We start from the raw sequence: 22,328 nt of genomic DNA on the forward strand, positions 1-22,328 counted from the left end.
CTGCACACTGTATGCAAGTACAGGATTAAAGCATCAGGCGCCGCCCGGGCCTCAGACCCTGTGCAGCTCCCGGGCCGGGACCGCCTCCCGTACCGATGCCGGACGCAGCGCCCTCCAGTACAGCGCGACCCCGACCGCCAGCACGCCGACCGCGAACAGGAAGGGCGTGGCGAACGACCCGCTCACCTGCGCCAGCCAGCCGGTGAGCAGCACACCGCCCGCGGTGGCCGCCGTATTGAGGAAGTTCATCAGCCCGCTGACCGCACCCACCGCCCCCGGCGGGGCGAGCAGCCCGGGCAGCCCCCAGGCGACCGGCGCGGCGATGGCCAGCCCCGCCAGGGAGACGGACATCCAGCAGACCGCGAGGGCGGGGGATCCGGCGCCGCCCGCGGCGCCGATCGTGGCACCGAGCGCCAGTCCGCAGGTCAGCACCGTTCTGCGGACCACCCACGGGTCACGGCCCCGGCGGATCAACCGGTCCACCAGCCAGCCGCCCACAGCGAGTTCGGCCACTGTCGCCACTGCCCATGGGACCATCGAGTAGAAGCCGGACTGCAACAGCCGCACATGGAACTCCCGCTGAAGGAACTCCGGCATCCAGGTCAGCACGATATTGATGGTGTAGCCGTAACAGGCGAAACCGCAGGCCACGACCCAGACCCGGCCGGAACGCAGCGCCGCGCGGGACTGCCGCAGCCCACCCCGGTCGGTGTCCCGCGCCCCGCCCCGGAGGATGAACTCCCGCTCGGCCGGCCCCAGGGAGCGGTACTCGGACGGGTCCCGGTAGCCCCACCACCACACGGCGGTGAACAGCACACTGACCGCGGCGCAGAACAGGAACCCGGCCCGCCAGCCCCACTCGCTCATCACGAACGCCAGCACCGGGAACGCCACCATGTTGGCCAGCTTGGTGGCACCGTCGAACAGGGCCGTCGCCCTCCCGCGCTCATTGACCGGGAACCACGCCGCGGTCGCCTTGGAGGCGCCGACCATCGACGGACCCTCGGCCACCCCGAGCAGCAGCCGCGCCAGGATGATCGGCCCGACCCCGCCGGCCACCGCGGTCAGCAGGCCCGCGACGGCCCACAGCGCGGAGGCGATCCGGGTGAGCCGCGAGACGCCCAGGAGGTCCACGAGCATGCCGGCGGGTAACTGCACCAGGCAGTACGACCAGGTGAACGCCGAGAGCACCACCCCGAGTTGCTGGAGGTCCAGCCCGAATTCGTCGGCGATCGAGGAGCTCGCCACCGATATCGCCGTACGGTCAAGGAAGTTGACGACGATACCGCCGGCGAGCAGTCCGCCGATCGCCCAACGGGTACGTCCACGGGGTTCCACGCGCGTGCGCCAGCCTTTCCTGGTGGGGCCTCGGAGCCGATGCCGGGCGGACGCTACTCCAGTCGCCGGGGGGGCCGGCCGTCGGGGGTGTCGAGAAATGGCGGTGGCGCGCCAGGAACGCGCCATCGCACCGCCCGCTCAGGTGTGCCGGCTCACTGACCGACACCCCGAACAATGGCTGAAATTCGGGAAGATCGCGCACCCGGCGCCCCGCCGTCAGGACACGACGTCCCGCAGCGGCTTGCCCTCCAGATGGCCGACGACGTTCTGCACCGCGGCCAGGGCGATGCGGACCAGGGTCTCCCGGGTGACGCCCGCGACGTGCGGGGAGAGCACCACATTCGGGGCCTTGAGCAGGCGCAGCGCCGCCGTGGGCGGTTCGGGGTCGAAGACGTCGAGCCCGGCCCCCGCGAGGGTGCCCGCCTCCAGGGCGTCGGCGAGGGCATCCTGGTCGATGAGGGCGCCGCGTGCGGTGTTGATGACGAAGGCGGTGGGCTTGAGGAGGGCGAGCCGTTCGGCGTCGAGGAGGTTGCGGGTCCGGTCGGTGAGCGGGGCGTGCAGGGTGATGTAGTCGGAGGTGCGGAGCAGTGCGTCGAGGTCCAGGTGCCGGGCGCCGCCGAGCCGGGCCTCGGTCTCCGGTCCGGCGGGCCGCGGCCCCGTATAGACGATGGTCATGTCGAACGCGAGGGCGCGGCGGGCCACTTCCTCGCCGATGTGGCCGAGGCCGATGATGCCGAGGGTCTTGCCGGAGAGTTCGGTCAGCGACTGCTGAAGGCGCGGCAGCGCCCAGTCGGCCTCGACCAGGGCCGTGTGGGCCGGGACCAGTTGCTTGGCGAGGGCGAGCATGAGCGCGAAGGTCTGCTCCGCCACATTCTGCTTCTCCGCGCCGCTGGAGCCGATGTTGCAGACCGGGATGCCCCGCTCGCGGGCCGCGTCCAGGTCCACGTAGTCGAAGCCGTGGCTGGCGCACTGGACGAGCTCCAGCTGCGGTGCGGCGGCGAGATGGCCCGCGGTGACCGGACTCAGCCCGGTGATCAGCAGATGCGCCTCGCGCAGCGCCGCCGGGTCCTCGTCGGCCGACTCGACGACGGTGACCCGGGCCCGGCCGGGGAACAGACCGGCCAGCGCGGATCCGGCGGCCCGGCCGCCGACATGCGGTGAGACAACGGCGAGAACGTTCTTCACGGGCTGCGGCTCCGGAGCCGGGTCCGAGTGCGGCGCGCTGGTCATACGGATTCCTCGATCAGGTCGTCGGCGGTCAGGGTGGCGGGGCGGGAGTGCCCGGACAGGGCGAGGGTGAGGTCGAACTCGGCGAGCAGACAGCGCAGGACATGCTCCACGCCCGCCTGTCCGTCGAGGCCGAGTCCGTAGGCGTAAGGCCGCCCCACCAGCACGGACTTGGCGCCCAGGGCGAGCGCCTTGAAGATGTCGTCGCCGGTGCGGATACCGCTGTCGAAGAGGACGGTGAGCCGCCCGGCGGCCGCCTCGGCGACCCGGGGCAGTGCGTCGGCGGCAGCGACGGAGCCCGCCACCTGGCGGCCGCCGTGGTTGGAGACGACCACCCCGTCCACCCCGGCGTCGGCGGCCCGCAGCGCGTCATCCGGGTGCAGGATGCCCTTCAGCACGATCGGGCCTTCCCAGTTCTCCCGCAGGAACGCCAGGTCGGGCCAGGTTTTGCCGGGGTCGGCGAACATCCCCACGAAGTGCCGGACCGCCGCGTTGGGATCCTCGTCGACCGGCTTGGCGAGCCCCGCCCGGAACGCGGGGTCGGTGAAGTAGTTGGCGGTGCCCACACCATGCAGGAACGGCAGATAGGCCTGGTCGAGATCGCGCGGCCGCCAGGCGAGGAGCGGGGTGTCGAGCGTGACGAACAGCGCCGTGTAGCCCGCCGCCTTCGCCCGGTGCAGAAAGCTCCTGGTGACCTCGCGGTCCTTCGCCCAGTACAGCTGGAACCACCGCTCCCCGTCGCCCATCGCCTCGGCGACCTCCTCCATGGGGGTGCTGGAGGCGGAGGAGAGGATGTACGGCACGCCCTGCGCCGCGGCGGCCCGGGCGGCGGCGGACTCGGCGTCCGGGTGCATGATCGACAGCACCCCGACCGGCGCGAGCGCGAGCGGCGCGGGCAGCGCGCGGCCGCACACCTCCACGGACAGATCGCGTTCCTGCACATCGCGGAGCATCCGCGGGACGATCCGCCGGCGCTCCAGTGCCGCCCGGTTGGCGGCGGCGGTGCTGCCGGTGCCCGCGCTGCCCGCCACATAACCGACCGGGCCGGGCCCAAGCCGCTGTTCGGCGAGCCGCTCCAGCCGGGTCAGATCCGTCGGCAGCCGCGGTACGACGCCCGTCATGCCGTGAAGGTAGATCTCGTACTGGAAGTCCGCCCAGTGCTTCGCCATCCGTACGTCCCGCCTCTCGTCGCTGAGACTGCGTGCTCCCCGGAGATCCTGGCGACAGTGACAAGTCCCGTCCACCGCGCTGCGCACAACACGCGGGTGGAATCATCACCCTGTGACAGAGGAACGGGAGCGCATCCGGCAGCAGCTGCTCGCCGCCCCGCGGGTCGTCGCGGCGATCGTCGCCGCCGTGCCCGAGCAGGTACCGGCCTACGTGGTGCTCGACGACGGCCGGCTCGACGAGGTCCGTGCGATCGCCGCCTGGGCGCTGGACTCGAAGCCGCCAGCCGGCCCGCGCATTCCCCGTATCAGCCCTCCTTGTTGGCCTTGAGCTTCTGCCACACCGTGCTCAGTGCTTCGAGGTCCTGCTGGTCGAGGAGGTCGGTGAAGACCGGGGCCAGGCAGGCGCGCCGGGTGGCGTCGGCCGCCTCGAAGAGCTGATGGCCCTCGGGGGTGAGGGAGACCTCGACGGAGCGGGCGTCGCGCGTCGACGGCGTACGGGTGACCAGGCCGCGGCTCTGGAGCGCGTCGACGACGCGGGAGACCTGGCTGCGGCTGAGCATGGTGCTGTTGCCGAGCACCGAGGCCGGGACCGGATCCGGGCTGGAGGCGAGCCAGAGCATCACCTCGAACCAGGAGACCGGCAGGTCATGGGCCTTGCTCAGGGCGCGGTCCACACGTTCGGTGAGCACGGTTCCGGCCCAGACCAGCCCGTAGAAGGCGTGATCGGCCACGGGCATCTCGGCCTGGGTGAGCTTCCTTTTCGCCATGCGGCAAGGTTACCGGTTGCGTGTGCGCACACATAATGCTTATGGTGTGTGTACACGCACTTAAAAATGCTTCGTACGGCCCGAAAGGTTCGCCATGTCTTCCTCCTCGTCCAAGGTTGTTCTGATCACCGGCACGTCCTCCGGCATCGGGCTGGCCGCCGCGGTCGCCGCGGCGCAGGCCGGCTGGCGGGTGGTGGCGACACTGCGCGACACCGGCCGCTCCGGTGCGCTGCGCAAGGCGGCCGGGGAAGCGGGCGTGGAGCTCGATGTCCGGCAGCTGGACGTCACCGACGAGCGCTCCGTCGCCGCCGCGGTCGACGGCGTGATCGCCGATCACGGCCGCCTCGACGCCGTCATCAACAACGCGGGTGCCGGACACCTCGGCACCCTCGAAAACGAGAGCGTGGCCGATGTGCGCGCCGTGATGGAGGTGAACTTCTTCGGCGTGCTCCATGTCTCGAAGGCGGCCCTGCCGCATCTGCGGGCCACCGGTGGCCGTCTGATCACCGTCACCAGTGTCGGCGGGATCATCGGTCAGCCGTTCAACGAGGCGTACTGCGCGGCCAAGTTCGCCGTCGAGGGCTACATGGAGAGCCTGGCGCCGGTGGCGGCCCGGCTCGGTGTGGCCGTGTCCGTGGTCGAGCCCGGGGCCGTGGCGACCGAGTTCGTCAACAACATCGGGGTCGACCTGGCGGCCGAGGTCGCCGCCGCGGGCCCGTACGCGGACGCCTTGCAGGCGTACCTGGACCGCACCGTCGCGCAGTTCCTCAACGGCGCGCAGACTCCCGCCGAGGCCGCCGGGGCCGTACTGGAGGCGCTCACCGCGGACCGGCCCGCGTTCCGCCTCCAGACCTCGGACTGGGCACGCGAGTTCACCGGCACCAAGCTCACCGACCTGGACGGCTCGGCGGTGCTCGGCCTCACGGGTGGCTGGGTCGGCTGACCCGGCAGGCGGCGCCCGCGCGCACGCCGGGAGCCGGGCGGGGGTCTGCGCCTGACGTGCGGCCTCCGGGCCCGGCCGGGCTGCTCGTACGCGGCGCCCACGCCCGGTGGTACGCGATGGCTACGTCCGGTGGTACGCCGTCGCTACGCCCGGTCGCGGGAGAGTGCCGGGACGCGCATCCGGCTCGCGCTCTCGTCGTCGAAGTCCGCGCAGAAGGCGCCGAGGACGTCTTCGAGATGTTCCAGGGAGCGGACGGTGTAGAGGACGGGCTGGTAGCCGGAGATGCGGTACGGGGTGGCGGCCGCGGCGCGGGGGTCCAGGGGACGGATCGTCCGCCCGTCATGGGCGCCGATCTCGCCGAAGGACGACAGGAGCGCGGCGCCGAAGGCCTTGGGGGTGCCCGCCTCGGTGATCAGCCCGTATTCGAGGGTGAACCAGTAGACCCGGCTGAGGATGTCGAGGGCCTCAGCGGTCTCGGTCCGGTTGGCGGCCTGTCCGATGAGCCGGTACAGCCGGGCGAGGCGCGCGCACGACAGGTGGACGCCATGCCCGAAGACATCGTGCAGGACGTCCGGTTCGGGCGCGTACAGCGGGACGGCGGGGTGGCGGACGAACTGCACGGCATGGAAGTAGCCGTGCTCCATCGCCCCCAGGAACCGCTCATTGGGCACCACCCCGCCGGCCAGGGTGAAGGCGAATCCCGTGCGGGCGGTGAGGGCGGCGCTGACCTCCGTGTGCTGGGGGATCCGGTCGGCGCGGATGCCCGCGTCCTCACCGGCGTCCAGGACCGCACGGCAGGCGTGGGCGTGGTGGGCCGGGCCGAGCGCCTGGTGTACCGCCCGCCAGGTGCGGTGCTCGTCCTCGGTGTAGTCGACGGCCGGGTACGGCGCCCCCACCTGATGGCCTTCGGCCCGCGCGGCCAGCGCGTCACGACGGCGCCGGTAGGCCGGGTCGCTGCGGCCGGGATGCTGGCTTGCGAGTCCCAGCCGGCCGTCGGCGGAGATGGGGGTGTGCTGCCACGCCGTACTCATGTCCGTCACCTTGCTCTGCACCCAGGTGCACCGGGCACCGGCCGCCGCCCACCGGCATCTGCGGGGGATCGGCGGGGTCGCCCGTACTTCCTCAGGATCTCATCGAACGGGGCGGACGGCGAGGGGCTGGGGGCGGCTGCCGATAGCCGTTGGCGGGTGCGCTCGCCCGCGGAGGGGTTACCCGTGGCAGAAAATCAAGCTGATGAGATTCCCTGGGAATTCCCTTTGCCGTCGCTGTATTTGATGGCGCCGCTGGAACGTAAATACTCGGCAAGGTTTCTCGTCATCGGGGCGGCGGCGATCGGCGCAGCAGCTGTCCTGGCCGGGGCGACCGGCGTCGCAGCGGCTCTGTGAACCGTCGGAAAGCTGTGCCCGGCAGCTATTTTCCCGCTCTCCGCGTGGTCCGGTGCGCGGGACGAAAGGCGGTGATCGTGTCGCCCGTGCGCCCGCCGTCCGGCGTGAACGTGCAACTCCGTGCGCGTTTGGGCTGGTTGACGGTTCGGTCGGCGGGGAAGGGGGTGGTGTTACCGCGCGTTACACTTCCGGATTCGAGGCCGAGTGACCGGCCGGTAAATGGAACGTTCCAGAGCGATACGGAACGAATTGAACTTTTCGGTACTGTCCGGCACGCCCGCCGGGTGACGGTGGTTCAGAGGGTCAACTCACAACTCGCTTTCATATCGTTGTGGCTTTGATTCTTGACGGTAGGGCCGCAGGTGGCGTTCACTTCAGCCGTTCTGGGCCGGTCAGGCGGCCCCTTTGGAGGTACCGGAAATGAATGCAATAATGCGGCGTGCCCTCACCGGCGCAGTGGTGATTTCGCTGGCAGCACCCTTGGCTGCCTGCGGAAGCGACCAACAGGATGCCGGTGCGGGCAAGGACTCCATAGGGCTGCTGCTCCCGGAGAGCAAAGCGGCCCGTTATGAGAAGTTCGACCGCCGTATCATTTCGTCGCGTATTGCCTCTCTCTGCCTCGAATGCAAAGTGGATTACCACAATGCCGAGCAGCAGGTCGACAACCAGAAGAGACAGTTCGACGCGCTGGTGAAGAAGGGCGTCAAGGTCATCATTCTGGACCCGGTCGACGCCGCGGCGGCCAAGAGCTGGGTGGACTCGGCCGCCAAGAAGGGCGTCAAGGTCATCGCATACGACCGGCTCGCCGAGGGCGATGTCGCGGCCTATGTCTCCTACGACAACGAGAAGATCGGCCGGCTCCAGGGGCAGGGGATTCTTACCGCCCTCGGTTCCCAGGCGGCCACCTCCGATGTCGTCATGATGAACGGCTCGCCGACCGACCCGAATGCGCCGGCCTACAAGAAGGGCGCCCACGAGGTCCTCGATGACAAGGTGCATAAGATCGTCTTCGAGAAGGACATCCCCGACTGGTCCGCGGCGGCGGCCAAGAAGGAGATGACCGATGTCATCAACGCCCAGGGCGCGGAGGGCTTCGACGCGGTCTACTCGGCCAATGACGGTATGGCGGGCGGCATCGCCGCGGCGCTCAAGTCGGCCGGTATCAAGAATGTGCCGGTCGGCGGCCAGGACGCCGAACTCCCCGCGCTCCAGCGGGTGGTAGCCGGAACGCAGTACTTCACGATTTACAAGGAAGTCCGGCCGGAGGCCGAAACCGCCGCCGAAATCGCCTTCCGTCTGCTGCGCGGCAAGAGCATCAAGTCCCTGACGACGACCACCGCCGACAGCAAGAGCAAGTCCGGTATCCCCGCCCGGCTGTTCAAGGCGCAGATCGTCACCAAGAAGAATATGAAGAACACCGTGGTGCGCGACGGCGCCGTGCGGACCGACCTGCTCTGCGAGGGCGTCACCGCCGCCTGCAAGTCCGTCGGTCTGGAGTGACGTCCCCGCATTGAGCGCCCTCCAGGGCAAGAAGTGCCTGACGGTGGCCGGGTGTTGAGGCACCGGCCACCGCCGGGCACGGGGGGGCATCCCCACCCGGCCGTTCGCCCCGTCTCGTCATCTCCTCCATCGACGCCCAGCCGGCGCGCGGCCTCCAGGAATGCCCACCCCCCAGGATGCCCAGCGGCGGCTCAGCGCGGCCCGGCGCCGCCCACCGCCTCGACCAGCGGCAACATCCGGTGCGGCACCCGCTCCCGCAGCGCCATCTCCGTACGGGTGCGCACCACGCCCGGCAGGCTGATCAGCCGCTGGATCACATCCTCCAGATGCGCCGCGTCCCGTGCCACCACCCGGGTCAGCAGATCCCCGCCGCCGGTCGTCGAGAACGCCTCGATGATCTGCGGCACCTCCGACAGCGCGTCGGCCACCTCCTCCAGATGCCCCTGGGTGACCTCGATGTGGACGAAAGCGAGGACGGGATGGCCGAGCGCGGCGGGGGACAGCCGGGGGCTGTAGGCAGTGATCACCCCGTCCCGTTCGAGGCGGTCGAGACGCGCCTGAACGGTGCCCCGGGCGATGCCGAGGAGGCGTGCGTACTCCCGGACGCTGGTGCGCGGCTGCTCCAGCAGCAGCCGCAGGATCTTGGCGTCCAGGGCGTCCACGGCCATGTCAATGATCTCCTCACGAGTGGCTGAAAAGGGTCCGTCACCCTAGGTCACGTCCCTGTCCATTGGCCTCCTTCTGGCGGCCAGGAAGGCCCTGAGACTGTACCAATGGCACAGCAATCACAGCCTCTGTTGAGCAACCTGCCGACATGATGCTGTGATGGCCCCGTCGATGGCGCTGCGGACTCCCGCGGCGCCTTTTTCATGCGGGCTTGTCGAAGGGGCGGAAGCTGTGCTGAAGAGGGTGTTCGTGGCTCCGGATCCGGGCCTGCTGCGGCTGCGCAGCGCCACTCGGTCCGTCCTCGGCATCGGCCTGGCGGTCACGGTGTGCGCACTTACCGGCCACTCACTCGTCGCGGCCATCACCGGCGGGCTGGCCGCGCTGCTGGCCCTCTTCACCGTCACCGACGCCACGGTCCGTGGCCAGCTGGTCACCACCGCGCTGCTGCCCGCGGTCGGCTTCCCGGTGCTCGCCGTCGCGGCGCTGCTGCACGACCACCCGGTGGGCCGGGACGCGGTCTTCGTCGCCGTCGTGGGCGCGGGGGTCTACGCCCGCCGCTGGGGGCCGCGCGGCCATGCCCTGGGCGTGTTCGCGTTCATGACCTTCTTCGCGACGCAGTTCCTGCACACGGTGCCGGACCAGCTGCCCGAGCTGTACACCGCGGTCACCCTCGCGCTGCTCGCCGCCGCCACCGTCCGTTTCGCCGTGTGGTGCTACGAGCTCCGGCTGCCTCCGGTGAGCGTGCCCGCCCCGCCGAGCGCCCGGGGGCTGGCCCGGGCGACCACCCGCCAGGCGATCCAGGCGACCGCCGGCAGCGCCTTCGCCCTCCTCGTCGGCCAGCTGCTCAGCGAGCAGCGGTGGTACTGGGCCGTCGGCGCCACCTGGTGGATCTTCGTGAACACCACCTCGCGCGGCGAGACCCTGGTCCGCGGCTTCCGCCGGGCCCTCGGCACGGTGCTCGGCATCGCCCTCGGCCTCGTCGTCGCCGTCCCGCTGCACGGCGCGCTCGTCCCCACGGTCGCCCTCGTGGCGGTCAGCGTCTTCGGCATCTTCTACACGGCCGCGGTCTCCTACACCTGGATGATGCTCGCGGTGACGCTGATGGCCGGGCTGCTGTACGGGCTGCTGGGGGTGCTGGACCCCGCGCTGCTCGCACTGCGCCTCGCCGAAACGGGCGTGGGGGCGCTCGGCGCGGCGTTGGCCGTGCTCTTCGTGCTGCCCGTCACCACCCACGCCACCACCGACGCCTGGATCCAGCGCGCTCTGCGCTGCGTCCACCGGTGCACCGCCGAGGCCGCCGCCCGCCTCGCCGGCTCCACCACCGCCGACCCCGCCCCGCATGTCGCCGAGCTCGCACCGCTGCTGAGCCGGGTACGGCTCTCGCTCGCCCCGCTGGTGCACCCCCTCAGCCCGCTGCGCGCCCGTAAGGAACGGGCCCGGCAGGTGCTCGCGCTGCTCGACGACTGCGCCCGCGAGGTCCGCGGCCTGGCCTCCATTGCCGCCGACCCGGAGGCCTCCCACGACGCCCGGCTCACCGCCGCCTGCCAGCGCGTGGAAGCCGCCGTCGAGGCCCTCACCGCACCGCGCAGCACCCGCCACCCGGTGGCCGCCGCCGTCGCGGTGCCGCAGCCGCCCACGGCGGAACCCGCGCTCGTCCATCTGCACGGTCTGGAACGGGCGCTGGCCGACCTCTCCGCGCCGCTGCGCAGCTCTCCGCGCTCCGCGCTGGTCGACGCCTGACCTGCGGGTCTGCTGGCCCCGCGGCCGGGCGCCCGGGCGGGCCGCGCCGGGAGGCACGCGCCCTTCGCGGCGTCCTGAGCGCCCTCGGGAGTGCGTACGGTCCGGGGCGCCGATGGCGGGAACCGGCCATCGCCCGGGTCGCCCGGCCGCTGCCTGTTAGCGTCGCCGCAGCACCTCAACGGGCAGGCGGACGAAGGGCGGGCCAGTGGGGACGAGCGTCAACGGCCGACGGGCGTACATCGGATCGTTCACCACGGCCGGTGGCCTCGGCATCACCACCGCGGCCGTCGACCCGGAGTCCGGCGCCCTCACCCCGCTGCACTCCACCGACGCCGTCCCCAACCCCTCCTACCTGGCGCCGAGCCCCGACGGCCGGTACCTCTACGCGGTCAGCGAGACCCCGGACGGCGCCGCGGCCGCCTTCGCCCTCACCCCACGGGGGCCCGAGCTGCTCGCCCCCGCCGTCCAAGTGGACGGCGCCGACCCCACCCACCTCACCCTGGCCGACGGCCGGCTCATCACCGCCAACTACAGCTCCGGCAGCGTCAGTACGTTCCCCGTACGGGCCGACGGCACCCTCGCCGGCCCCGCCACCGTGCTCACCCACCAGGGCAGCGGCCCGCGGACCGACCGCCAGGAGGGCCCGCACGCGCATGCCGTGCTGCCCGACCCCGGCGGCCGCTGGCTGCTCAGCGTCGACCTGGGCACCGACTCGGTACGCATCTGCGCCCTCGGCTCCGGCGACGGGGCGCTGACCGTACACACGGAGGCGGGCCTGCGGCCCGGCAGCGGCCCGCGCCACCTCGCCTTCCACCCGCGCGGCGACCGTGCCTATGTCATCAATGAACTCGATCCGACGGTGACGGTCTGCCGCTGGGACACCGACCGCGGCCTGCTGACGCCGCTGGGGGAGACCCGGCTCCTCCCGGACGGGGCCGCCACGGAGGGCACCTTCCCCTCCGAACTGGTCATCTCCCGGGACGGCCGGTTCGCCTGGGCCGCCAACCGGGGCCATGACAGCCTCGCGGTCCTGTCCCTCGGTGCGTCCGGCGACACCGCGACGCTCGTCACCACCGTCCCCTGTGGCGGCCATTGGCCCCGCGACCTGGCACTGCACCCCGACGGACGGCACCTCTACGCCGCCAACGAGCGCTCCGGCGACGTCACCTGGTTCACCGTCGACCCGGCGACCGGCATCCCGGCCCGGGCCGGATCCGTGACGGCACCGGCCGCCTCCTGCGTGGTCTTCGTCTGATCTGCCCGCGACCGCCTCACCCCTGCGGGAAGTTCCCGCCGAAGTACACCTGGGTCTCGGTGACCCGGCCGTCCCGCACCGTCATCACCTCGACATTGCGATGCTGCTCGCCCGTCGTCGCGGACGACATCGATGTGGACATGAACTTCCCTTCTGGACGGCCCGCTCGTTCACGAGGGGCGAGCGTTGGCGATGGCCTCTACAGGACGTCAGACCTGGTCGGATGCCCGGACTCATCGGTCGGCGCGTCAGGGGGACAGCAGGCGCCCTGTGTGCGCCTCTCGCGGACGTACGGCCGTCCGCCCGCCCGCACCGCACCCTTAGCCCTGCCGGGCCGCCTGGCGGGCGTCTGCGCCGCTCGGAGCGCAACCGGACGTATCGCCCTCGCCCGGACGCGGCGAAGGGCCGCCCCGCGCACTGCGCGAGGACGGCCCTTCGGAGAACGGTGTCCGGTCTCGGGACCGAGGCTCTGTCGTCTAGCGGACCGGGACCCCCTGCGCCTGCGTCGGAAGGGTGATCCCCATCGCCGCCGCGTAGTTCGAGAGCACCAGCCGGCCCACCGTGCCGTAGGCGCCCAGCGCCTCGGCCGACGCGCAGCCGGCTTCCGCCGCGGCCGCCCCCAGCAGGCCGTCGCTGATCTCCGGGCCGATCAGGTACGGGGCCAGCGCCAACTGCTGCGAACCGGACTCCCGCAGCTGCTCGGCCGTACGGGAGATGGCGCCCTCCTGGTCCAGGGCGGCGGCGAGCACCGGCACCGCGAGCCGCGCCGAGAGCAGCATGCCGGTGATCCCGGCGGCCTGCACGGCTTCCTCGCCGCCCACGGTGGCGAGGATGATGCCGTCCGCGGCCGTGGCGACCGTGAACAGCCGGGCGCGGTCCGCCCGCGCCAGACCGGCCTCGGAGAGCCGGACGTGCAGCGCCTCGGCGAGCAGCGGGTGCGGACCGAGGACATCGGTCAGCTCGGCGCCGGAGCCGCTGTTCATCATCGCCTGGCGTATCCGGCGCAGCAGGGCGCTGTCCGGGCCGGCCAGCAGCGGTACCACCACGGCGGCGGGGCCGGGGTCGGGCTGTCCGTCGGCGCCCACCCGGTCCTTGTGCTCGGCGGCGGCGTGCGCGAGCACGGCCTCCAGGGACGGGAACTCGTCGTCGCCACCATCGACATAGCCGATCCGGGCGTCGAGGCCCGGGAGTTCGGAGCGGGCGATGCTGGAAACCTCCTCCGCCAGGCTGCGCGAGGCGCCGGACGGAGTGCCGGGTACGGCCAGCACCAGGGCGGGCGCGCCCTCGGGTGCGGCGAGCGGCTCCGGCTTGCGGTGGCGGCCGGTCTGCCTGCGCGGCATCCGTACCGGCAGACCGGGTGCGGCTCCCGGGCTCGGGGAGGCGGCGTCAAAATCGGGCGAGCCAGGTGCGGGCCCAGTGGGGGAACTCATGGCGTCGCATGCTAACGCCTCGGACCCCCCCGCGCGGAGGGAGGGTTGGGTGGAGCGGTATCCGTCCCGATTTATCCCGCGCGTCACCCCGGCGCAGGCCGTGTGATCTGCAACAACTTCCGATCTGTGGGCAGCGTCAGACGGTCGCCGGCCAGTGCCGCGGCGAGGGTCAGTGCCCCGTCCAGCGGACTCCCGGCGGCGGCTGCCGTACGGGCCTGCGGCAACCGCTCGGCGAGTGCCGTACGCAGCGGAGCCAGCAGGGGTTCACCCATGCCGAACAGCCCGCCGGTACAGGCCACCGCGCTGCCGGCGCCCGGCGGGCAGACCGCGGCCGCGGCATCGGCGATATGGCCCGCCGCGGCCCGCAGGATGCCGAGGGCCACCGGGTCGTCCCCGGTGGCGCAGCGGGCGACCTCCGGGGCGAACGAGGCCAGCACGGCGGGCCGGTCGGGGCGCGGGTAGAGCGCGCCGGGCAGCCCCGCGACCGGCCCGAACACCGCTTCCGCGCGCGCCAGCAGGGCGGCCGAGCCGCCCGGCCGTCCGTCGTACGCGCGCAGTGCGGCCTCCAGTCCGGCGCGGCCGATCCAGGCACCGCCGCCGCAGTCGCCCAGCAGATGGCCCCAGCCGTCCGCGCGGCGCCAACCGCCTTCCGGGGTCAGGTCGGTGCCCAGGGCGATCATGCCGGTGCCCGCGGCGACCACCGCACCGGGCCGCTGGCCCAGTGCCCCGGCGTACGCGGTGACCGCGTCCGCGGCGAGGGCGACCTGCCGCACCCCGAACGCGGATGCCAGCGCGCCCGGCAGCCGGGCGCGGAGCTCCTCGCCCAGCGTGGCCATACCGGCCGCCCCCACGCATACCGCGGCGAACCCGTCCGCGCCCGCTTCGTGTGCCAACTCCGCTGCGGCGGGCAGCAGTTGGGACAGCAGATGCTCCGCGTCGATCCCCGCGGGGCCGGTGCGCACCGGCTCGTCCGAGGAACGGGCGGCCAGCGGCCGGGCCTCGGCGTCGTCGGCGCGGGCGACGGCGCACCGCAGCCCCGAGCCGCCGGAGTCGACGCCGAGGACAAGGCCGGCCCGGAGGGTGTCCGGGCGGCGGCCGGCCGGCTCACCCAAAGCCGCGGGCGTCCTGCTTGAGCGCGGTGTCGACCGTCAGGGCCGTGGCGACGACCAGGCTCAGCAGCGGGTCGGGCAGCTGCTGGTGGATCTGCAGGACGTAGTTGTCCGCGCTCGTGAACATCGTCTTGGCGAGGCCCTCCCAGGTCTTGGTGATCCGGGCGATCTCGGTGTCGGCGTGGTCCACGATGGCGAAGTTCCAGGCGCGCCAGTTCTCCGCCTTGATGGCGCCGATCTGCTGGCCGTTGACCATCATCGCGAAGTTGATCTTCCCGATGGCGTTCTGCTGCACGATCTCGCCGACCGGCGAACCGTCCGGCCGCTGCACGATCACCTTGGACTTGATGATCTTCGCGGGCCGGGTCAGCACCAGCTGCGGCTGGCCGTACGCGTCCCGGATCTCCAGCTTGTGGGTCATGTACTGATCGAGGCTGGAGACCACCCGGAGCACCTTCTTGGCCGTGCTCTGGCCGACCTGGACGACCGCGCCCAGGGTGTTGCCGTGCTGGTCGAAGACGCTGTACTCGTTCGTGACCTCGATGAGCTTGGCCTTCTGGTTGACCACCAGCACCGGTTCGGTGAACAGGGTGCCGCCACCGGGCCCGCCGGGCGCCACGCCCGCCTTCTGCTGCACCTGCTGCTGTACGGCGGCCGGATTCCCGCCCGGCTGCCCCGCCATCGGCTGCTGTCCGTACGGCTGCTGCATCGGCTGGCCGGGCATCGGCTGACCGGGCGCGTGCTGGCCGGGCGCCTGCTGCGGGTAGCCGTAGGCCTGGCCGTGCGGCGCGCCGCCCTGCTGCGGGCCCGGATACGGTGCCTGGCCCGGTGCCTGCGCGGACTGCTGCGGAGCGAACTGCTGTGGCATCTGCTGCTGCGGGGGCTGCTGGGTGGCCTGCTGCGCGGGCGCCTGCTGAACCTGGTGGGGGCCGGGCTGTGGTGCCTGGCTCTGGGCGGGCGCCGCGGCCTGTTGTCCCGGGTGGGTGTGCTCCGTCCACTGGGACCCGTCCCACCAGCGAAGTTGGTGGGGGGTGCCCTGCGGGTCGGCATACCAACCCGCAGGGATGTTCGCATTCGTCATGCGGGGCACACTATCGCCCGGGGTCAGGGCAGCCTCCAGTCGACGGGCTGGGCGCCCTGTCGCTCCAGGAGCTCGTTCACCCGACTGAACGGCCGCGAGCCGAAGAAGCCCCGGTCGGCGGACATGGGGGAGGGATGGGCGGACTCGACGGCCGGCAGCTCGCCGAGCAGCGGCCGCAGATTGCGGGCGTCGCGCCCCCACAGCACCGACACCAGCGGGCGTCCGCGCGCCACCAGCGCCCGGATGGCCTGCTCGGTGACCTCCTCCCAGCCCTTGCCGCGATGCGCGGCGGGCTTGCGGGGGGCCGTGGTCAGCGCTCTGTTCAGCAGCAGAACACCCTGGCGGGTCCACGGCGTCAGATCGCCGTTCGAAGGGCGGGGGAGTCCGAGGTCGGAGTGCATCTCGCGGAAGATGTTCTCCAGGCTGCCGGGCAGCGGGCGGACGTCCGGCGCCACGGAGAAGCTGAGCCCGACCGCATGCCCCGGGGTGGGGTAGGGGTCCTGTCCGACGATGAGGACCCGCACCTCGTCGAAGGGCTGTTGGAAGGCGCGCAGCACATTGTTCCCGGCCGGGAGATAGGTGCGTCCCGCGGCGATCTCCGCCCGCAGGAAATCACCCATCGCGGCGATCCGTCCGGCGACCGGCTCAAGTGCCTTGGCCCAGCCCGGTTCGACAATGTCTTGGAGAGGTTGTGCAGCCACGGGATCACCCTACTGGCCGCGGGCCCCTCCGCTTCAACCGATGGCCCGAGCCCGGCCGCCCGGAGCGGTGGGGCGCCCCAACTGTCCAACCCCACCGCTGCGTTACTCGGTATTCCGGTGCTCTCCCTGCCCTCCATGCTTCCCCTCAGGTAACGGCGGCCGCCCGTACGCACAGCACATCCGGCAGATGGGAGGCGAGCTGCTGCCAGCTGTCGCCGTCGTCCGCGCTGGCGTACACCTCGCCGTTGCGGTTGCCGAAATACACCCCCGCGGGGTCGCTGTCGTCGACGGACAGTGCGTCCCTGAGCACCGTGCCGTAGTGGTCCTCGTGCGGCAGGCCTGCGCTGAGCGGCTCCCAGCTCCGGCCGGCGTCGGCGGTGCGGTAGACCCGGCAGCGGTGCTCGGCCGGCACCCGGTCGATATCGGCGGTGATCGGGAAGAGATAGGCGACATCCCCCGTGCGCGGATGCGCGGCCACCGCGAAACCGAAGTCCGAGGGGAGCCCGCTGCCGATATCCGTCCAGGTCGCGCCCGCGTCATCGCTGCGGTAGACGCCCCAGTGGTTCTGTAGATAGAGCCGGTCGCGGTTGACCGGGTCCTGCGCGATCTTGTGGACGCACTGGCCGAACTCCGGATGCTGATCCGGCAGGAAGACCGCCTTGACGCCCTTGTTGGACGGTGCCCAGCTGGCGCCCCCGTCACGGGTGCGGAAGACTCCGGCCGCCGAAACGGCGACGGTGACCGCGTCGGCGTCCCGCGGGTCGGTGACCACCGTGTGCACGGCCAGCCCGCCGCCGCCCGGCACCCACTGCTCCCGGCTCGGGTGGTCCCACAGTGCCCGTACGAGCTCAAAGGTCTCGCCGCCGTCCTCGGAGCGGAACAGGCCGCCGGGCTCGGTGCCCGCGTAGACCACATCGGGGGCGGCGGGCCCGGCCGGATGCAGCTGCCACACCCGCTCCAGCGAAGTCCCGGTGTCCGTGGGGTACTTGACCGCGGGGCGGGCGGGCTCGTGCCAGGTCTCGCCCAGATCGTCGGAGTGGAAAACCGACGGGCCCCAGTGGGCGCTGTCGGCGCCGGCCAGCAGCCGGGGGGTCGCGCGGCGGGTGTCGATCCCGAGGGAGTACACCGCCTGGGCGGGGAAATGGGGACCGCTCAATTCCCAGTCACCATGCCGCCGACGGCCGATGAAGAGCCCTTTGCGGGTCCCCACCGCGAGTAGTACGTCAGTCATGCCGGAACACCTCCGGGACGCCGTTGTCTCAGATAGTGGCAAGTCTGCACCCGACCACTGACAATGGCGTCCCGGCGGGAATCCGCGCAGGTCGGACGGTGCGGCACCGGCTCCCGCCGCGATGCCGCAGGCCCGTCCGGCGGCCTCAGACGGCCCGGAGGTACTGCTGCGGCACGGGGATCTCCGCACCCAGTTCCCGCGCCGCCTGCTGCGCGAAGCTGGGGGAGCGCAGCAGCTCACGGCCGAGCAGCACGGCGTCCGCCTGGCCGTCCGCGATGATCTTCTCGGCCTGCCGCGCCTCGGTGATCAGACCGACCGCGCCCACCGCCAGACCGCTCTCCTTCTTGACCCGCTCCGCGAACGGCACCTGGTAGCCGGGCCCCGTGGTGATCTTGGCGTCGGGGGCGTTGCCGCCCGTGGAGGTGTCCAGCAGATCGATGCCGTGCTCCCGCAGGTCGCGGGCGAAGCGCACGGTGTCGTCGGCCGTCCAGCCCTCGCGCGCATCGCTCTCGTCCTCGGTGAGCCAGTCGGTCGCCGAGATCCGGAAGAAGACCGGCAGTTCGTCGGGCCAGACCGCCCGTACGGCGTCCACGACCTCCAGCGCGAACCGCGTCCGGTTCTCGTACGAGCCGCCGTACGCGTCGGTGCGCCGGTTGGTGAAGGGGGAGAGGAACTCATTGATCAGATAGCCGTGCGCACCATGGATCTCGGCCACCTGGAAGCCCGCGGCCAGCGCCCGCCGGGCCGCCGCGCCGAACTGCGCGACGCGCTCCTGGATCTGCTCCACGGACAGCTCCGCCGGGGTCGCGAACCCGTCGTCGAACGGCACCGCGCTCGGCGCGACCGGCTCCCACCCATGCCGCTGACCAGGGAGGACCGGGCCGCCGCGGTTCACCCAGGGGCGCTCGGTGGACGCCTTCCTTCCGGCATGGGCGATCTGGATTCCCGGGATGGTGCCCTGCGCCTTGAGGAAGTCGGTGATGCGCCGGAACGCCTCGGTCTGGGTGTCGTTCCACAGCCCCAGGTCGTACGGGCTGATGCGCCCCTCGGGGCTCACCGCGGTCGCCTCCGCGAGGATGAGGCCGGTTCCGCCCGTCGCCCGCGCGGCCAGGTGCTGGAAGTGCCAGTCGCCGGGCGCCCCCGCTTCCGGGCCGTCGGGGGCCGCGGAGTACTGGCACATCGGGGCCATCCAGAGGCGGTTCGGGACGGTCAGCGAGCGGAGGGTGATGGGCTCGAACAGTGCGCTCACAGCAGGCTCCTGTACCTGAAGATGAACGGGTACCGGCCGGAACCCGCAGTCATACGATAGTCGTCGTACTACGGTGGATGTCAAACTACGACGCTTCTCGTACAATGAACGGGCGGGTCGGTACGTCAGGCCCTACCGCGCCCCGCAGAAGAATCAGGAGCCGTCATGCCGACCGAGACCACCTCCCCGCGCACCCCGTCGGGCTCCCGTTCGCTGGAGCACCCGGCCCGTGCGGACATCCGGCTCGCCGAGGTGCTGCATGCGCTCGCCGACCCGATGCGCCTGCGCATCGTCCGCGCCCTGGCGGCCGCCGAGGGCGAGCTGAACTGCGCGGACATCGAACTCCCGGTCAGCAAGTCGACCTGCACCCACCACTTCAGGGTGCTGCGCGAGCACGGCGTCATCCAGCAGTTCTACCGGGGCACCGCCAAGATGAACGGACTGCGCCGGGCCGACCTGGAGGACCTCTTCCCCGGCCTGATCGACGCCGTCCTCCGGGGGGCGGAGCTTCAGGCGCGCCACCTCGGGGAGGAGTGAACGGGCGGCAGCCGATACGGCGCATCGGCGGCGGACGCACCCGATCCGCTTGCGTAGCCGGTCAGCCCGCGTGCCCGGTCCGCCCCCCGCACCCGATCTGCTCGTGCACCCGGTCCGACCGGCCCGCCGATCAGCTGCTCCGTTCCGCCGTGTGGGCCGCGTCCAACAGCCCTGACCAGTCCGGCAGCTTGACGGTGCCCCGCCCCAGTCCGCGGCCCCACTCCGCCTCGGCGGCCTCGATGGCCAGCCAGCCCGGCCAGGTGACCGGCCGCTGCCCCGCCCGGATCAGGGCCGTCACCGGATCGCCGGCCGAGGCGTGCTCCGCCAGGGCAGGGGCGTCCGCCAGCAGGGACAGCGCGGTCTCCTTCGCGCACGGCCGGTTCGTGCCGATCACCCCCGTGGGGCCCCGCTTGATCCAGCCCGCCACATACACACCCGGGAGCGGCGAGCCGTCCCGCAGCACCCGCCCCGCCTGGTGCGGCACCGTCCCCGTCGTCTCGTCGAACGGCAGACCGGGCTGCGGCGTCCCCCGGTAGCCGACCGAACGCAGCACCAACTGCCCCTCGATCTCCTCGAATTCACCGGTACCCGAGACCCCGCCGTGCCCGTCCGGCGCCGTCCGCTCGAACCGCACCGCGCGCACGCCGCCGGCATCCCCCAGGATCTCGACGGGCCGCAGGAAGAACCGCAGGTGAATGCGGCGGCGACGGCGCGCGGGCGACGACTCCGGCGCGGTGTCCGGGCGCTCCGGTCCGGCCGCCTGCCGCTCCGCCCAGCCGCGCAGCACCTCGACATTCCGCCGCGCCACCGCGGGCAGCGCGCCCGGGTCCTGGTAGGCCGGGTCCAGCGCCAGCTCCTCGGGCCGTACCCGTACCTCCGTATCCGGAAGGGAGCCCAGCTCCCGCAGCTCCTTGGTGGTGAACTTGGCCTGGGAGGGGCCGCGTCTGCCGACCATCCAGACGTCCTCGACACGACTGTCCGCGAGTGCGCTGAGCGGCCCCTGCGGCATGTCGGTCGTGGCGAGTTCGGCGGCACCACGGGACAGCATCCGCGCCACGTCCACCGCCACATTCCCCACCCCGATCACCAGGGCGGACCTGGCCGCGAGGGTGAAGCGGAGCGCGGCGGCGTCCGGATGCGCGCTGTACCAGGCGACGAACTCGGTCGCCGGATGGCTGCCGGGCAGCTCCTCGCCCGGGATGCCCAGATGTCGGTCGGTGGCGGCGCCCACACAGAACACCACCGCGTCGAAGATCTCCCGCAACTCCGCGACGCCCAGCCCCGGTGCCCCCACCTCGACATTCCCCACGAAGTGCGCCCGGGGATGCTCCAGCACCGTGCGCAGATTGTTCTGCAACGACTTGATCTTCTCGTGGTCCGGTGCCACGCCGTAGCGCACCAGACCGTACGGGCAGGGCAGGCGGTCCAGGACGTACACCTCGAGGTCCGGTACGGCCTGCTGCTCGATCAGGGACTGGGCGGTGTAGACGCCGCTGGGCCCGGAACCGATCACTGCGACACGAAGCACAAGTGGCCCCTTCCGCGGAATACCCCCAGGATCGCACCGGCGGGCGCGCGACGGGAGATGCGCTATCGGGGTTGCTCCCCGTGGGATGAGCGTGCCGCGCTACTGGGCCGGGTGAACGGGGGGCTAGGTTTTCAATGTGTCGGAAAGTGACTTTTATACCGTTAATCACCGATATGAAGCCCAGGGCGCGCCCTTGGAGTGGCCCACGTGGGAGCTTCAGGCGCACGGCTCCGCCGCGCCCGCTCCCGACCCCGCCGCCCCCGGCGATCCGGCCGGCTCCGCCGGTCCCGGATGCCCGCTGCCCCGGCTCGACCCGCTGGGCCCGTGGTGCAGCGCCCGGCTGACCTTCGCCGACGGCGCCCGGGTCGAGGTCCTCGTGACGGTCTCCGACGACCACATCACCGTCGAGGACGTACGCGCCGACCCGCCGCTGACCCTCGACGGCCTCGCCGACCTCGGCCGCTGGATCGCGGGCCCCCTCGACGACGCCTTCCGGGCGGCCACCGGGCAGCCGCGGAAGACCCGGCCCACACCACGGCAGGCCGGCCCGGCGGACATCGCACCGGAACGGGGCGGAGGACCGGAACGGGGCAGAGGGCCGCAGGCCGGGCCGCCACCGGAGCCGGGACGCGGTGCGGCGACCGACCCGCTGCGGGGCTCGCGGCCGGGGGCGCCGCAGGGGCCGACACGACACGCCCGGCCCACGAGTGGTTCGGCGCCGGCGGGCGAGCCGGAACCGGCGGCGATGGCGGCCGGGGCGGAGGCAGCAGCAGGAGCGGAGGCGGCGGCCGGGGCGGCGGAGCGCGCACCGCGTACGACGGACGAGGCGACGGGGGCGGGCGCGGCGGGGGCGGGTGCGTCGGAAGCAGGGCCGACGGGCGCGAGGGGCGCGACGGGGCTCGGCCAGGGTGAGGGCGTACGGCACCGGACGGCACCGGACTCCGGCATCGGCCACCCCGCCGACCCGTCTGCGGCCCCGTCCACCGACTCTCCTGCAGAGCCGAGCGGTCAGCCGAGCTGCGAACAGCCCAATGAGCAGTCCTGTGAGCAGAGCTCAGGGCGGCCCGCCCCCGCCGAGGCATGCGTGCCCGCCGCGTCCTCGACGTCCCCCGCCGGGTCCTCGACGCCTCCCGACGCCGCGGAGCCGTCTCCGTCGTCCCCCTCCGCCCCACCGGCCGAGCGTGCCCGCTCCGCCGTTCTCGCCCGGACGCGGGCCGGTGAGCGACGCAAGATCGCCGCGGACGCGTACCGGCAGGCGCAGCGGGAGGGGCGCGATCCGGTGCTGGCCGTCATGCACGCCACCGGCCGTAACCGCCGGAGGTCGCTGCGGCTGATCGCCGGCGCCCGCGACGAGGGGCTGCTGACGCCACGTCACAACAAGCGTTAGGGCCTGTCACCCCGATCTCCGTGGGCCGGTCCGCGGTGCCGGATGCCGCGCCGCCGGCCCACGAGGGCCGGGGTGACAGGCCCCG

The 22,328-nt window shown here is 72.4% G+C and carries 22 protein-coding genes; 8 read left to right on the forward strand and 14 right to left on the reverse strand.

Going from position 1 to position 22,328, the window contains the following annotated elements:
* Positions 1-51 precede the first annotated feature (51 nt).
* From CP981_RS33935 to CP981_RS33945, 3 genes are all read right to left on the reverse strand, one after another.
* A complete protein-coding gene (locus CP981_RS33935; protein ID WP_085922360.1) occupies positions 52-1,338 on the reverse strand; it encodes an MFS transporter in 1,287 nt (428 codons plus the stop codon).
* Positions 1,339-1,554: 216 nt separating this feature from the next.
* Entirely contained in the window at positions 1,555-2,568 is a 1,014-nt protein-coding gene (locus CP981_RS33940) for a 2-hydroxyacid dehydrogenase (RefSeq protein WP_085922359.1), read from the reverse strand.
* Positions 2,565-3,734, reverse strand: a complete 1,170-nt coding sequence (locus tag CP981_RS33945) for a lactate 2-monooxygenase (RefSeq protein WP_085922358.1) — start codon at positions 3,732-3,734, stop codon at positions 2,565-2,567. The genes CP981_RS33940 and CP981_RS33945 overlap by 4 nt, the downstream gene beginning before the upstream one ends.
* Before the next feature lie 112 nt (positions 3,735-3,846).
* On the opposite strand from CP981_RS33945, the gene CP981_RS33950 reads away from it, so the two are divergent.
* Positions 3,847-4,062 carry a hypothetical protein gene (locus CP981_RS33950; protein ID WP_085922357.1) on the forward strand — a complete coding sequence of 72 codons (216 nt, stop codon included), beginning with the start codon at positions 3,847-3,849 and terminating at the stop codon, positions 4,060-4,062.
* Here the strand turns inward: CP981_RS33950 and CP981_RS33955 are convergent.
* On the reverse strand, positions 4,040-4,501 hold the full coding sequence (locus CP981_RS33955; protein WP_085922356.1) for a MarR family winged helix-turn-helix transcriptional regulator: 462 nt from the start codon (positions 4,499-4,501) through the stop codon (positions 4,040-4,042). The genes CP981_RS33950 and CP981_RS33955 overlap by 23 nt on opposite strands.
* 94 nt (positions 4,502-4,595) lie before the next feature.
* Here CP981_RS33955 and CP981_RS33960 point away from each other — a divergent pair, with 94 nt between their 5' ends.
* Positions 4,596-5,444, forward strand: coding sequence for an SDR family oxidoreductase (locus CP981_RS33960; RefSeq protein ID WP_085922355.1), 849 nt, complete (start codon positions 4,596-4,598; stop codon positions 5,442-5,444).
* 143 nt (positions 5,445-5,587) lie between these two features.
* Here the strand turns inward: CP981_RS33960 and CP981_RS33965 are convergent, their stop codons facing one another.
* Positions 5,588-6,496 (reverse strand): phenylalanine 4-monooxygenase, encoded by a 909-nt coding sequence (locus tag CP981_RS33965; RefSeq protein ID WP_425282187.1) that lies wholly within the window; start codon positions 6,494-6,496, stop codon positions 5,588-5,590.
* A gap of 162 nt (positions 6,497-6,658) precedes the next feature.
* On the opposite strand from CP981_RS33965, the gene CP981_RS37965 reads away from it, so the two are divergent.
* Complete coding sequence (locus CP981_RS37965; RefSeq protein WP_158092605.1) at positions 6,659-6,829, forward strand: hypothetical protein; 171 nt, start codon at positions 6,659-6,661, stop codon at positions 6,827-6,829.
* A gap of 420 nt (positions 6,830-7,249) precedes the next feature.
* Positions 7,250-8,329, forward strand: coding sequence for a sugar ABC transporter substrate-binding protein (locus tag CP981_RS33970; RefSeq protein ID WP_244329918.1), 1,080 nt, complete (start codon positions 7,250-7,252; stop codon positions 8,327-8,329).
* 191 nt (positions 8,330-8,520) lie between these two features.
* Here CP981_RS33970 and CP981_RS33975 read toward each other — a convergent pair whose 3' ends face one another.
* Positions 8,521-8,997 carry an Lrp/AsnC family transcriptional regulator gene (locus tag CP981_RS33975; protein ID WP_085922352.1) on the reverse strand — a complete coding sequence of 159 codons (477 nt, stop codon included), beginning with the start codon at positions 8,995-8,997 and terminating at the stop codon, positions 8,521-8,523.
* Positions 8,998-9,226: 229 nt separating this feature from the next.
* Here CP981_RS33975 and CP981_RS33980 point away from each other — a divergent pair, with 229 nt between their 5' ends.
* Together CP981_RS33980 and CP981_RS33985 are read left to right on the forward strand one after the other, a co-directional pair.
* Positions 9,227-10,735, forward strand: coding sequence for an FUSC family protein (locus CP981_RS33980; RefSeq protein WP_085922351.1), 1,509 nt, complete (start codon positions 9,227-9,229; stop codon positions 10,733-10,735).
* Positions 10,736-10,940: 205 nt separating this feature from the next.
* Positions 10,941-11,990 (forward strand): lactonase family protein, encoded by a 1,050-nt coding sequence (locus CP981_RS33985; protein WP_085922350.1) that lies wholly within the window; start codon positions 10,941-10,943, stop codon positions 11,988-11,990.
* Positions 11,991-12,006: 16 nt separating this feature from the next.
* On the opposite strand, the gene CP981_RS39305 is transcribed toward CP981_RS33985, so the two are convergent.
* From CP981_RS39305 to CP981_RS34015, 7 genes are all read right to left on the reverse strand, one after another.
* Positions 12,007-12,132, reverse strand: a complete 126-nt coding sequence (locus CP981_RS39305; protein WP_280117055.1) for a hypothetical protein — start codon at positions 12,130-12,132, stop codon at positions 12,007-12,009.
* 334 nt (positions 12,133-12,466) lie between these two features.
* The gene (locus tag CP981_RS33990) at positions 12,467-13,420 is read right to left on the reverse strand and encodes a sirohydrochlorin chelatase (RefSeq protein WP_425282188.1); all 954 of its coding nucleotides are present in this window, start codon (positions 13,418-13,420) and stop codon (positions 12,467-12,469) included.
* 83 nt (positions 13,421-13,503) lie between these two features.
* Positions 13,504-14,532 carry an N-acetylglucosamine kinase gene (locus tag CP981_RS33995; protein ID WP_085922348.1) on the reverse strand — a complete coding sequence of 343 codons (1,029 nt, stop codon included), beginning with the start codon at positions 14,530-14,532 and terminating at the stop codon, positions 13,504-13,506.
* Complete coding sequence (locus tag CP981_RS34000; RefSeq protein ID WP_085922347.1) at positions 14,525-15,610, reverse strand: LURP-one-related family protein; 1,086 nt, start codon at positions 15,608-15,610, stop codon at positions 14,525-14,527. The genes CP981_RS33995 and CP981_RS34000 overlap by 8 nt, the downstream gene beginning before the upstream one ends.
* 23 nt (positions 15,611-15,633) lie before the next feature.
* A complete protein-coding gene (locus tag CP981_RS34005; RefSeq protein ID WP_085922346.1) occupies positions 15,634-16,311 on the reverse strand; it encodes a uracil-DNA glycosylase in 678 nt (225 codons plus the stop codon).
* Between the two features lie 145 nt (positions 16,312-16,456).
* Positions 16,457-17,542 carry a WD40/YVTN/BNR-like repeat-containing protein gene (locus tag CP981_RS34010; protein ID WP_085922345.1) on the reverse strand — a complete coding sequence of 362 codons (1,086 nt, stop codon included), beginning with the start codon at positions 17,540-17,542 and terminating at the stop codon, positions 16,457-16,459.
* A 145-nt stretch (positions 17,543-17,687) separates the two neighbouring features.
* Entirely contained in the window at positions 17,688-18,791 is a 1,104-nt protein-coding gene (locus CP981_RS34015; RefSeq protein WP_085922344.1) for an NADH:flavin oxidoreductase/NADH oxidase, read from the reverse strand.
* A gap of 165 nt (positions 18,792-18,956) precedes the next feature.
* Between CP981_RS34015 and CP981_RS34020 the strand changes: the two genes are divergently transcribed.
* Complete coding sequence (locus tag CP981_RS34020; protein ID WP_085922343.1) at positions 18,957-19,328, forward strand: ArsR/SmtB family transcription factor; 372 nt, start codon at positions 18,957-18,959, stop codon at positions 19,326-19,328.
* A 130-nt stretch (positions 19,329-19,458) separates the two neighbouring features.
* Here the strand turns inward: CP981_RS34020 and CP981_RS34025 are convergent, their stop codons facing one another.
* Positions 19,459-20,856, reverse strand: coding sequence for an FAD-dependent oxidoreductase (locus CP981_RS34025; protein WP_244329919.1), 1,398 nt, complete (start codon positions 20,854-20,856; stop codon positions 19,459-19,461).
* 193 nt (positions 20,857-21,049) lie between these two features.
* Here CP981_RS34025 and CP981_RS34030 point away from each other — a divergent pair, with 193 nt between their 5' ends.
* Positions 21,050-22,243, forward strand: a complete 1,194-nt coding sequence (locus CP981_RS34030) for a DUF6214 family protein (RefSeq protein WP_143658803.1) — start codon at positions 21,050-21,052, stop codon at positions 22,241-22,243.
* The last annotated feature ends 85 nt before the right edge of the window (positions 22,244-22,328 follow it).

Origin of the sequence: Streptomyces platensis (assembly GCF_008704855.1) — a bacterium.
GTDB classification, from domain to species: Bacteria; Actinomycetota; Actinomycetes; order Streptomycetales; family Streptomycetaceae; genus Streptomyces; species Streptomyces platensis.